The sequence below is a fragment of the Burkholderia sp. Ac-20365 genome, from assembly GCF_017104715.1.
GTDB lineage: Bacteria > Pseudomonadota > Gammaproteobacteria > Burkholderiales > Burkholderiaceae > Paraburkholderia.
Genome location: NZ_JAAGPI010000008.1, coordinates 292,253 through 304,266, shown reverse-complemented (window position 1 = coordinate 304,266; position 12,014 = coordinate 292,253). Strand labels below are relative to the sequence as shown.

The 12,014-nt window shown below is 61.8% G+C and carries 11 protein-coding genes; 8 read left to right on the top strand and 3 right to left on the bottom strand.

All coding sequences use genetic code 11. The features are described from left to right. Position 1: 1 nt before the first annotated feature. The 6 genes from G3O01_RS17470 (at position 2) to G3O01_RS17445 (ending at position 6,275) form a co-directional block, all read left to right on the top strand. The gene (locus G3O01_RS17470; RefSeq protein WP_205806379.1) at positions 2 to 466 is read left to right on the top strand and encodes an RbsD/FucU family protein; all 465 of its coding nucleotides are present in this window, start codon (positions 2 to 4) and stop codon (positions 464 to 466) included. 4 nt (positions 467 to 470) lie between these two features. Beyond that, entirely contained in the window at positions 471 to 1,430 is a 960-nt protein-coding gene (gene rbsK / locus G3O01_RS17465; protein ID WP_205806378.1) for a ribokinase, read from the top strand. A 50-nt stretch (positions 1,431 to 1,480) separates the two neighbouring features. Next, positions 1,481 to 2,500 carry an ABC transporter permease gene (locus G3O01_RS17460; RefSeq protein ID WP_205806377.1) on the top strand — a complete coding sequence of 340 codons (1,020 nt, stop codon included), beginning with the start codon at positions 1,481 to 1,483 and terminating at the stop codon, positions 2,498 to 2,500. 103 nt (positions 2,501 to 2,603) lie between these two features. Then, positions 2,604 to 3,608 carry an autoinducer 2 ABC transporter substrate-binding protein gene (locus G3O01_RS17455; RefSeq protein WP_205806376.1) on the top strand — a complete coding sequence of 335 codons (1,005 nt, stop codon included), beginning with the start codon at positions 2,604 to 2,606 and terminating at the stop codon, positions 3,606 to 3,608. A gap of 86 nt (positions 3,609 to 3,694) precedes the next feature. Next, complete coding sequence (locus G3O01_RS17450; RefSeq protein WP_205806375.1) at positions 3,695 to 5,227, top strand: sugar ABC transporter ATP-binding protein; 1,533 nt, start codon at positions 3,695 to 3,697, stop codon at positions 5,225 to 5,227. Position 5,228: 1 nt separating this feature from the next. After that, positions 5,229 to 6,275: an ABC transporter permease gene (locus G3O01_RS17445; protein ID WP_205806374.1), complete on the top strand. Its 1,047-nt coding sequence runs from the start codon at positions 5,229 to 5,231 to the stop codon at positions 6,273 to 6,275. A 754-nt stretch (positions 6,276 to 7,029) separates the two neighbouring features. On the opposite strand, the gene G3O01_RS17440 is transcribed toward G3O01_RS17445, so the two are convergent. After that, a complete protein-coding gene (locus tag G3O01_RS17440; RefSeq protein ID WP_205806436.1) occupies positions 7,030 to 7,749 on the bottom strand; it encodes a DeoR/GlpR family DNA-binding transcription regulator in 720 nt (239 codons plus the stop codon). Between the two features lie 307 nt (positions 7,750 to 8,056). On the opposite strand from G3O01_RS17440, the gene G3O01_RS17435 reads away from it, so the two are divergent. Then, positions 8,057 to 8,494, top strand: a complete 438-nt coding sequence (locus G3O01_RS17435; RefSeq protein WP_205806373.1) for a DoxX family protein — start codon at positions 8,057 to 8,059, stop codon at positions 8,492 to 8,494. Positions 8,495 to 8,631: 137 nt separating this feature from the next. Continuing rightward, positions 8,632 to 8,904, top strand: a complete 273-nt coding sequence (locus G3O01_RS17430; RefSeq protein ID WP_205806372.1) for a hypothetical protein — start codon at positions 8,632 to 8,634, stop codon at positions 8,902 to 8,904. A 111-nt stretch (positions 8,905 to 9,015) separates the two neighbouring features. On the opposite strand, the gene G3O01_RS17425 is transcribed toward G3O01_RS17430, so the two are convergent. Both G3O01_RS17425 and G3O01_RS17420 read right to left on the bottom strand, forming a co-directional pair. Next, entirely contained in the window at positions 9,016 to 10,503 is a 1,488-nt protein-coding gene (locus G3O01_RS17425) for an MFS transporter (RefSeq protein ID WP_205806371.1), read from the bottom strand. A 114-nt stretch (positions 10,504 to 10,617) separates the two neighbouring features. Beyond that, positions 10,618 to 11,925: an MFS transporter gene (locus G3O01_RS17420; RefSeq protein WP_205806370.1), complete on the bottom strand. Its 1,308-nt coding sequence runs from the start codon at positions 11,923 to 11,925 to the stop codon at positions 10,618 to 10,620. Positions 11,926 to 12,014: the final 89 nt, after the last annotated feature.

The following is a 12,014-nucleotide window of genomic DNA, read 5'->3' as shown; positions in this document are numbered from 1 at the left end:
CGTGCTGAAGAATCTGGACCCGCTGTTGAACGCCGATGTGCTGCACGCGCTGCGTGCGATGGGCCACGGCGACGAAGTGGTGATTTGCGATGCGAACTTCCCGGGCGACTCGGTCGCGCGGGAAACCGTGACGGGCAAGCTCTTGCGGCTCGACGGCGTCGACGGACCGCGCGCGGTTCGCGCGGTGCTGTCGGTATTGCCGCTCGATACTTTCGTCGACGATCCTGCATCGCGCATGGAAGTGGTCGGCGAGCCGGATACGCTGCCTGCCGTGCAGCGCGAAGCGCAAGCCGAAGTGAATGACGCCGAAGGGCGCAACGTGCCGTTCGCCGGTATCGAGCGCTTTGCGTTCTATGCGCGTGCGAAAAAGGCGTACTGCGTGATCGCCACGGGCGAAACGCGCGGCTACGGCTGCTTCATCTTCAAGAAGGGCGTGCTGCTCGCGCCCGACGCACCGAAGGACTGACGCCATGGCTACGCAACAGAAAGAAGGGCGTGTCGTCATTCTCGGCATCTTCGTAACGGATCTGACGTTTCGCGCGGACCGCATGCCGCTGATCGGCGAAACGATCGCGGGCAATGCGTTCAAGATGGGGCCGGGCGGTAAGGGCTCGAATCAGGCGGTCGCTGCTGCGCGCGCGGGTGCTGACGTCGTGTTCTGCACGCGTCTGGGCAACGACGCGTTCGGCCAGATTGCGCGTGCCACGTGGGAAGCAGAAGGGATCACGGCGCGTGCGTCGACGATCGACGGCGCATCGACGGGCGCAGCGCATATCTTCGTCGACGACACGACGGGCAAGAATGCGATCATCGTCGCCTCCGGTGCGGCCGCTACGATGAATGCAGGCGACGTCGACGCTATCGAAGCAGACATCGCATCGGCACGCGTATTCGTGACGCAACTCGAACAGCCGGTTGCGGCTGCAAAACGCGGCCTCGAAGTCGCGCGCAAACATGGCGTGACGACGGTGTTCAATCCGGCACCCGCATTGCCGCTCGACGACAGCATCTTCCCGTTGTGCGACTACATCACGCCGAACGAAACGGAGACGGCCGCGCTGACGGGCATCGAAGTCAGCAATGTCGACGATGCACGCCGCGCCGCTGATGTGCTGCTGAAAAAGGGCGTGCGCAACGTGATCGTGACGCTCGGCGAAGCGGGCGCGTTGCTGCATTCGGCGGAACAGTCGGTGTTCGTGCCGGCATTCCAGTGCGGTCGCGTAGTGGAAACAGCGGGCGCAGGCGATGGCTTCACAGGCGGCTTTGCGGCAGCGCTTGCGCGCGGCGCGGATGCCGTCGAAGCAACACGCTTCGGTTGCGCGCTTGCTGGCATTTCTGTCACGCGTCCCGGCACCGCGCCGTCGATGCCGACACTCGCTGAAGTCAACGACGTGCTCGCACAGGCCGGTCATCCGCTTTCAACGCATTGAGCGCGTGCGCCGCGCGATGCGGCGCACAGCATGAAGGAGTTCGTTCCGACATGAAGTCCTCGCTTTCCGCTGGCCTCTTTCGCGACCGGCAACTGAATTTTCTGCTGGCAGTGAACGTGCTCGTCGTGCTCGCCGCGACGTGGATCTCGCATGGCCAGTTCGTTTCGCTCGACAACCTGCAATCGATGGGCGGCCAGTTGCCCGAACTCGGGCTACTCGCGCTCGGCATCATGCTGTCGATGGTGTCGGGTAATGGCGGCATCGACCTGTCGGGTGTGGGCCTCGCGAACCTGTCGGGCATGGTCGCCGCGCTGATTGTTCCGAAGTTCATCAGCGGTGACGATTCGCCGATGCTCTATACGAGCGTCTTTTGCGCGATCGTCGTTGTGATGGGCGCAATCGGCGGGCTGTTGAATGGTGTCGTGATCGCGCGTCTGCGCCTCACGCCGATTCTCTGCACGCTCGGCACGCAGTTGCTGTTCACGGGTTGTGCGGTCGTGTTGAGCAACGGCGCGTCGGTGCACGTCGACTATGTCGAGCCGTTGTCGGATATCGGCAACGGCACGTGGTTTCAGGTGCCCGTTTCGTTCGTGATCTTTATCGCGGCTGTCGTCGTGCTCGGCTGGCTGCTGCGCCGCAGCCCGTTCGGCCTGCGTCTGTATCTGATGGGCACGAATCCGAAAGCTGCGTTTTATACGGGCATTCCGCGTGCGCGCATGCTGATTCTCACGTACATGATGTGCGGCATTCTCGCGTCGCTCGCGGGTTTGATCAGCGTGACGCATACGTCGAGCGCGAAATGGGACTACGGTAATTCGTATCTGCTGATCGCAATCCTGATAGCCGTGATGGGCGGCGTGAATCCTGCCGGTGGTTATGGCCGCATCATCTGCGTGTTTTTCGCGGCGACGGTGCTGCAATTCCTTTCGAGCTTCTTCAATCTGCTTGGCGTGTCGCAGTTCTTTGGCGACTGCGCGTGGGGTTTCCTGTTGCTGGCATCGCTTGCATTTGCGGGTGGCGAACGCGTGCGCGCGATCTTCGGTTTCGCGCAGCCGAACCAGCGGCGTTAGCACTGCAAGAGTTTTAGCGGACATCGGTGCCCTGGATTTCCGCTGACATGCACATGAAGGGGCGACATTGAACCAAACGACTAAAGACATAGGAGACACACGCATGAAACTGACCCGACTGAGCGCCGCCATCGCAACCGGCGCACTCGCGCTTGGCGTGATCGCCGCTGCGCAGGCCGCGACCAACGAAACGATCGTCACGGTCGTCAAGGTGACGGGCATCAACTGGTTCAACCGGATGGACGAAGGCGTCAAGGAGTTCGCGAAGGACAACCCCGGCGTGCAGGCGTATCAGACGGGCCCGGGCCGCGCCGATGCCGCGCAGCAACTGAAGATCATCGAAGACCTGATCGCGAAGAAAGTGACGGCCATCGCCGTCGTTCCGTACGATCCGCCGACGCTCGAACCCGCGCTGAAGAAGGCGATGGATCGCGGCATCAAGGTCGTCACGCATGAAGCGGACAACGCGAAGAACACGATGGTCGACATCGAAGCCTTCGATAACAGCGCATACGGTGCGGGCCTGAACGAGCGCCTCGCCTCGTGCATGCACGACGACGGCAAGTGGGCCGTGCTGGTCGGCTCGCTGGGCAGCCGCTCGCAGGTGCAATGGGCCGACGGCGGCATCAACAATGCCAAGGCCAAGTACCCGAAGATGAACCTCGTCGAGCCGAAGCTCGAAACGAACAACGACGGCGAGAAGGCGTATGAAGTCGCGAAGGAAGTGCTGCGCAAGCATCCCGATCTGAAGGGCTTCCAGGGCTCGTCTTCGCTGGATGTGATCGGCATTGGCCGCGCGGTTGAAGAGGCTGGCATGCAAGGCAAGATCTGCGTGTACGGCACGGGTCTGCCGACGGAAGCCGGCAAGTTCCTCGAAAGCGGCGCAGTAAACGGCATCGCGTTCTGGGATCCGAAGCTGGCAGGTCTGGCGATGAACAAGGTCGCGCAGATGCTGGTCGACGGCAAGACCGTGCAGAACGGTGCTGACCTCGGCATTCCGGGCTACACGAAGGTGACGGTCGAGAAGGGTCCGGGCAAGGGCATCATCGTGCGCGGCCAGGGCTGGGTGAACGTCGACAAGACGAACTACAAGCAATACAACTTCTGATCGTGGCATCACCGCGTGCGGGTTTTCATGTCGTCGATGTGATGATCCGCACGCTCTGACATTCATCTGGAGCACGGCTTTTCAGCATGAATCAAAACGTTTCCTCCACGCCGTTCCTGCAAGTGGTCGGCGTACACAAACGATTCACGGGCGTGCATGCATTGCGCGGCGTGAGCCTGTCGTTCGAACGCGGGCAGATTTATCACCTGCTCGGCGAAAACGGCTGCGGCAAGAGCACGCTCATCAAGATCATCTCCGGCGCGCAGCCGCCCGATGAAGGCGAACTCGTGATCGAAGGCGTTTCGCACGCGCGGCTGTCTGCGCTCGAATCGCTGGCAGCGGGTATCGAGACGGTCTATCAGGACCTGTCGCTGCTGCCGAATATGAGCGTTGCAGAGAACGTTGCGCTCACATCCGAACTGGCGGAACACAACGGGCGCCTCACGCGCACGTTCGACCGCAAGGCGCTCGCGCGCACGGCAGCGAAAGCGCTCGAAGCCGTTGGCTTGCCCGGCGATGCAGAATTTCAATCGACGCTGATCGAACAGTTGCCGCTGGCAACACGGCAACTGGTCGCGATTGCGCGTGCGATTGCAAGCGAAGCGAAGTTCGTCATCATGGACGAGCCGACCACGTCGCTCACGCAGAAAGAAGTGGACAACCTGATCGCGGTGCTCGGCAATCTGCGAGCACAGGGCGTGACGGTGCTGTTCGTGAGTCACAAGCTCGACGAATGCTATGCAATCGGCGGCGAAGTAATCGTGCTGCGCGATGGGCAGAAGATGGCACAAGGCCCGATCGTCGATTACACGAAAGCGCAGATCAGCGAGCTGATGACGGGCCGTCATCTGTCGAGCGAACGCTATCGCGAAGGTGAAGTCGGCAAGGAAGTCGTGCTCGATGTGAAAGGCTACACGCGTGGTACGCAGTTCCGCGACGTGTCGTTCGCACTGCATCGCGGCGAAATTCTCGGCGTGACGGGGTTGCTCGATTCGGGGCGCAACGAACTGGCGCGTGCGCTGGCGGGCGTGGCGCCGGCGGAGAGTGGCACAGTGACGCTCGAAGGCAAGCATGTCGTGTTGCGCACACCGTCGGATGCGAAGGATCATCGGATCGGCTATGTGCCCGAAGACCGCCTGAACGAAGGGTTATTCCTCGACAAGCCGATTCGCGACAACGTGATCACCGCAATGATCTCGAGCCTGCGCGACCGCTTCGGCCAGATCGACCGTACGCGTGCGACGCAGCTTGCCGAGCAGACGGTGAAGGATCTGCAGATCGCGACGCCGGGTGTCGACAAGCCGGTGCAGTCGCTATCGGGCGGCAACCAGCAGCGCGTGCTGATCGGCCGCTGGCTTGCTATCGATCCGCGCGTGTTGATCCTGCATGGACCGACGGTCGGTGTGGATGTAGGCTCGAAGGACATCATCTATCGGATCATGCAGAAGCTGTCGCAGCGCGGCATCGGCATCATTCTGATCAGCGATGACCTGCCCGAGCTGTTACAGAACTGCGATCGCATTCTGATGATGAAGAAGGGCCGCGTGGCAAGCCAGTACCGCGCGGATCAGTTGAACGAAGCGGAGCTGTATCACGCTCTGCTGTCAGAGGCAGCATGAGATGTCGTCAATCATGAACCGGACCGTGACTACACCCAACGTCGTCGAAATCGCGCCCGAGGTGAAACCGCCTACGTGGCGCGCGAAACTCTCGCGCAACCCGGAGTGGTTCACTGGGGCGTTGATCGTGGTGACCTGTGTGATTGTCGGTGCGATCAATCCGCGCTTCTTCCAGTTTGCGACGCTGTTCGATCTGTTGCATTCGGCGACGACGATGTCGTTGTTTGCGCTGGGTACGCTCGTGGTGCTCGCGTCGGGTGGGATCGATGTGTCGTTCACGGCGATCGGCGCGTTGACGATGTATGCGATTACCAAGGCCGTGTTTGCCTGGTGGCCGGATGCGCCGTTTGCGCTGATTCTTGTTGTGGGTGCCGTGGGCGGCATTGTGCTCGGGGTGATCAATGGCGTGCTGGTGCATCGGCTGAAAGCGCCTTCGCTGATCGTGACAATTGGCACGCAGTATCTGTATCGCGGGATCTTGCTGACGTTTGTCGGCACGACGTTCTTTATGAATATCCCGCATAGCATGGATCATTTCGGGCGTATTCCGCTGTTTTTCTATCACACTGCCGACGGACTGCGGGCCGTCTTGCCTGTCTCTGTTGTGGCTTTGGTGCTTGCAGCGGTGGTGACCTGGTGGCTGCTGAATCGCACGATGATGGGGCGTGGTGTGTATGCCATGGGTGGCAGTCTCGCTATTGCCGAGCGGCTTGGGTATAACCTGCGGGCGATTCATCTTTTTGTGTTCGGGTATACCGGGATGCTTGCCGGGATTGCCGGCATTCTGCATGTGTCGAATAACCGGCTTGCCAATCCCTTCGATCTTGTTGGGACTGAGCTTGATGTGATTGCTGCTGTTATTCTGGGCGGGGCCCGGATTACCGGCGGGACCGGGACTGTTGCGGGCACCTTGCTCGGAGTTGTGCTCGTTACCCTCATTAATAGCGTTCTTATTCTTGTTGGGGTGCCTAGTACCTGGCAGAAAGTTATTATCGGGGCGTTTATTTTGATTGCTGGGACGTTGTTTGCTCTTCAGCGGAAAACGTAACGGGATTTGTCTTCGCGACGCTTTGTTTGGTTTGCTCGTGTTAGCGCTGGCATCCGCGTCATGCTTTCGTGTTTCATGCGTCGCCCCTGTGCGGGGCGGCACTTACTTTCTTTGCCGCGGCAAAGAAAGTAAGCAAAGAAAGCCGCTCACACCGCAAGCTTTTGCCACTTACCCACGGGCCCTCAGCGGCCCCGTGCCGTTCACGGCAGCGTTCCTATCATTGCCCGCTGCCAACGCTTCGAATTAGCGCCTCACCCGCTTCACCCTCCCGCGTCGCCACACGTGCGATTAAATTGCATCGGTTCTATAGCGGCAAACTGTGTGTAGGGTATCGCGGCGTATGCGTACCACTCCAGACGGGAATACTGGCGCAGCTGGAACGCATGATCGGTGTCGTAGGAGCGCCGCGGTGTGAAGCACTACGGCCTACACACAGTTTGCCACCTAGGCGGCGCAAAGCGGTCGCTGCCGCTGGCTGCGTTGCGGGCGAGTGAAGTGGGTGAGGCGCACATTAAGAGTGCTGGCAACGGGCATTGAGCGTAGGGGTTGCCGTGTGAAGGAGAGGAACCTGTGGGGGCCCTCAGGCAAGAACTAGAATTTGCGGTGTTGGCCGCTTTCTTTGCTTACTTTCTTTGCGGCGGCAAAGAAAGTAAGTGCCGCCCCGCACAGGGGCAACGCATGAAACAGGCAAAACACATCGCGGATGCCAGCGCAAACACAAGCAAACCATACCAGCCGTCGCACGACAAAAAAATCACTTCCGCTTACTCTGCCCTTTCTCAGTGATAACAGAACTAAACTCTTCAATCATTGAAAACCGAACAGCCTTAACAACACCAAACTTACTGCTATCCACAACGAGATGACTCTCAACAGCCGCCGCCATGGCAGCCTGCTTCAATGCCACTTCGTGAAAATTCCAGCAAGTCACACCGCGCGCATCATCCACGCCACCAGCTGAAATAAACGCCTTATTGATCCCCATACGCCGGAGCACTTCAATACTCTCTTCACCAGAAAAAGAATCCGAAGAAGGCACATATACGCCGCCCAGCAAGATCATCCGCACATTCGGCTTGCGCCGCAAAATCTCCGCGACGTTCAGCGAGTAGCAAACCACGGTGACATGCATGTCGTTAGGAATCAGCCGCGCCAGCGTGGTCAGCGTCGTCCCGCAGTCGATGAACAGCGTCTCGTTGTTGCCGATCAGCTTCGCCGCGACAGCAGAGGCCTCCGCCTTGGCCTGCGCGAAATGGTCCTTTTCCTGCTCCAGCGAATAGCCCGCCGTGTTCGGCACATCCGTCGCACTGACGATATAGCCGCCCAGATACGTGAAATGCCCAGGGCTCGCAGCAATGTCGCGGCGTACCGTCATTTCCGACACGCCCAGGAGTGTCGCCGCATCGCGCAGGCGCATCACGCTCTGTTTGGCCAGAGCATCGGCGAGCATGCGCAGACGTTCAGTTTTCAACATGGGGATGGTCTCTTTAACGCGATAGTGAGCAGCGATGTTGTACGGAAACGGTGCGTTAGATTTTGTTCGATTTCCTGAGAAGATTATAACAAACCTGTGCATGCATCGGCCGATGAATTTGCTTAATGTGCAGGCATTGGCGTCGATATGCATGATCGACCGAGGAAAACCCGCAGCGGCGCGTCGGGTTGGGCTTGCGTCGATCGCCTTGGAAAAGCGGTGCGTTCCACTTATGCTGATTTCAGCGCCCGGGAACTGATGACGTGCGGCCCGGTCTTCTGCTTAATTCAAATCAGGAGCCACATCCATGACGCGTCCCGTCGATTCCGGCGTAATTCTTCTTGCCCGCCTCGCGCTTGCCGTACTGTTTCTTTGGGGCGGCGTGATGAAGCTGCTCGGCTATGCGGGTTTCGTCGGGTATCTGCAATCGAAGGGCGTGCCGCTCGTGCAGATCGCCGCGCCGATTGCGACGGCTGTCGAGGTACTCGGCGGCATCTTCCTCGTGGTCGGTTTCAGGATTCGCGCGCTGGGTCTGTTCATGGCCGTGTACACGATCGCGACGGCCGTCCTCGGACACGACTTCTGGAATATCACCGACGCCGCCTTGCAGCGCGACATGATCATCCATTTCTGGAAAAACGTCGGTATTGCCGGCGGTTTCCTGCTGCTGTTCGTGACGGGCGCGGGCCGCTTCAGCATCGATGGCGCGCGGGCGCCGCGCGGCGGGCTTGGCAGCAGCCTTTGATCGTTGTGCGCGCAGCGGCATGACATGCGCCCTGCGTTGCGCGGCTGCCGAAAGAGCGGGCATCATTCGTGCAGCATTCCGGATGCAACACGTCATGCAACCGCTGGGCAAGCCAGTTCGACCATAAGGAGCACGCGATGATTCAAGCTTTTGACCAAACGATCAACGGCACGGTCATGCAGTTTTGCGCCAGCCTCGGCGAGGGGCCGACGCCGCATCGCGTGATCATCAGCCGGGCCGACTCGGCCGAAACGCTGGTGATCCTCGACGCAGCCGGATTGATCAGCTCGATCAAGGCGGAAATCGAACAGCCGGAAAAGCTCGTCGCCGACGCGATTCGCAAAGTGCAGAACGAAGGTCTGATCGAAAAGGCGCTCGATACGGGCGCAATTCAGGAAACCTCGCTGTAACGTCTGCTTCCCGTTTGAACAAACGACAACACCCACGACGCCGCGTGCGTCGTGGGTGTTGTGCTTTTTGTGGCGCTTTTTTGTAGCGCTTTTTGTTGCGTCACGCAGGCGTCATTTGCTCGCGTTCGCGGGCCGGGCGCCGTTGCGCTCTTCGCACGGGCGATTGTTCGGTTGATTGCGCGCGTGCGCGTCGGGATGCACGAGACACGCGAGTCCGAGCGCGCACAGCAGCACGCACGATGAAATCAGCGTCGCCAATTGCAGGCCAGCCACCACGTGCGCTGCGCCTGTTGAATCCGACGCGCTCGCAAGCGCGCCGAACGCCGCTACGCCGATAGCGCCACCAGCCTGACGCGCCGTATTCAGCACCGCCGACGCCGTGCCCGCGCGCGGTCCGTCGACGGAAGCGAGCACGGCCGTGGTCATCGCCGGAACGGCGAGGCCCATGCCGGACGGAATCAGCAGGAACGGCGCGAGCAGCATCCAGAGCGGCGAGGCGGCTTGCGCGAAGTGCAACAGCCCATAGCCGAGCGCGGCCGTGATCGCGCCCGCGATCATCGGCACGCGCGCGCCGAATCGTCCGACGACCCAGCCGCTCGCGACGTTCGAGACGAGAAATCCGCCCGTCAGCGGCAGGAAGGCGAGACCCGCCTGGAGCGGCGTCTCGCCGCGCGCGTGCTGCAGGTACAGGCTCAGCACGAATACCACGCCGTAGTAAGTCAGATTCACGCAGATGCCGAACAGCACGGCCGCGCTGAACGTGCGGTTGGCGAAGAACGCGAGCGGCAGCATCGGCGAATCGACGCGCCGTTCGGTGACGACGAATGCAACCGCGGCGATCAGCGCCAGCACGAAGCCGCCGCCAACCAGCGGATGCATCAGCCCGAGCGGACGCCATTCGATCACGGCGCCCGTGAAGGCCGTCAGCGCGACGATCGCGAGCAACTGGCCGGCGGGATCGATGCCGCGCACGCCTGAAGTCGCGGAAGGCGGATGCGATGCGGCAGCGTCGCGCGGCTGAGGCACCCACGCGAAGGTCGCGGCCAGTCCCAGCACACAGATCGGCAGATTCACCAGAAAGATCGCGCGCCAGCCGAACCCGGCAATCAGCAATCCGCCGATCACCGGCCCAGCCGCAATCGCAATCGCGCCTGCCGCCGTCCACAGGCCCACGGCGCGGGCGCGCAGCTTCGGGTCGTGGCGGCACGCCTCGTTGAGCAGCGCAAGCGAATTGGGCAGCATGGCCGCCGCGCCCATGCCTTGCACGGCGCGCGCGGCGACCAGCATGGTGGCGTCGGTTGCCAGCCCGCACACGAGCGACGCCGCCGCGAACAGCGCGATGCCGCACGCGAACATCCGCCGTGCGCCGAAGCGGTCGCCGAGCACACCCGCCGACAGCATCAGCACGGCGAACGCGAGCGTGTACGCATCGACGATCCATTGCAGGCCGGTGACGTTCGCGCGCAGATCCGCGCCGATCTTCGCGAGCGCGATATTGACGATGGTCACGTCGAGTTGGGTGACGACGAAGCCGACGCTCACCGTCGCGAGGACGCGCGCGAGCGCCGGCGTGAAGCGGGGTGCGGGAGAGGTATTCATGCGTCGATGATAGGGCGGCCCTGCCCTGCGACGTTTCGGACCGGCTTGAAGTGTCGATGCGACGGCCGGTCCAGAACGGCAAGTGGCGTGCCCTCGCACGCCACTGCAACTGCGTTATTGCGCGGCGTCCTTCTTCACGCAGCACGCCGTTAGTGCGCCGATCACACACAGCGCGCCGACGTAGAACGCGGGCGCCATCGGATTCGACTTCAGCATCAGCGACACGACGATCGGCGTAAGACCGCCGAACACCGCGTACGCGACGTTGTACGAGAACGAGATGCCCGAGAAGCGCACCACAGGCGGAAACGCGTTGACCATCACGAACGGCACCGCGCCGATCACGCCGACGAACAGGCCCGCAATCGCGTAAAGCGGCACGAGCATCGCGCTATCGACGGCGAGTTGCTGGAACAGCACGTAGTACGAGATGCCAAGGCCCACGCAGCCGACGAAAATCGTGCGGCCTGCGCCGAAGCGGCCCGCGAGCGAACCGGCCAGCACGCAGCCGATCGTCAGACACAGCGTCGCGACGCTATTGGCGAAAAGCGCCTGCGCGGGCGCGATGTGAAACTGCTTTTGCAGGAGCGTCGGCGTCATCAGGATCACGACGACGATTGCCGCCGACAGCATCCACGTGAGCAGCATCGACACGATCACGGCGCGGCCATGATCGCGCAGCACGGCCTTCAGCGGGATTTCGGCAGCCAGCGACTTGCGCTGCTTCATTTCGGCGAACACGGGGGTTTCGTGCAGCCATCGGCGCAGATACACCGAAAAGAGGCCGAATACGCCGCCGAGCAGGAACGGAATGCGCCACGCGAAATCGGCGATTTCAGCGGCTGCGAAATGGCGGTTTACCGCCGACGCAACCAGCGAGCCGAGCAGAATGCCGGCGGTCAGACCCGCCGTCAGCGTGCCGCACGCATAGCCGACGTGCCGCTGCGGCACGTGCTCGGAGACGAACACCCACGCGCCCGGCACTTCGCCGCCGACAGCCGCGCCCTGCATCACGCGGAACAGGAGCAGCAGCACGGGCGCCATGATGCCGATGCTGGCGTAGGTGGGCAGCATGCCCATCATCAGCGTGGGCAGGGACATCAGCAGCACGCTCAGCGTGAACATGCGCTTGCGGCCGAGCAGGTCGCCGAAGTGCGCCATGATGATGCCGCCCAGCGGCCGCGCCAGGTAACCCGCGGCGAAGATGCCGAAAGTCTGCAGCTGGCGCAGCCAGTCGGGAATCGACTGCGGAAAGAACAGTTGTCCGATCGCCGGAGCGAAGAACACGAAGATGATGAAGTCGTAGAACTCGAGCGCGCCGCCGAGCGCGGCGAGGCTGAGCGTCTTGTAGTCGTTACCGGTGAGGGGACGCGCGTGCGCGCCGTCCCGGGCGTGTGGTCTACCCAGTTCTGTTGCTTGCATTGCCTGTCGTTGTATGAATAGAAGAGCCGCGCGTTGCGCGCGGAGCACGGCGTTCGTCAGGCAGGAGTGCGGCAGTGCGGGGTAGCGCA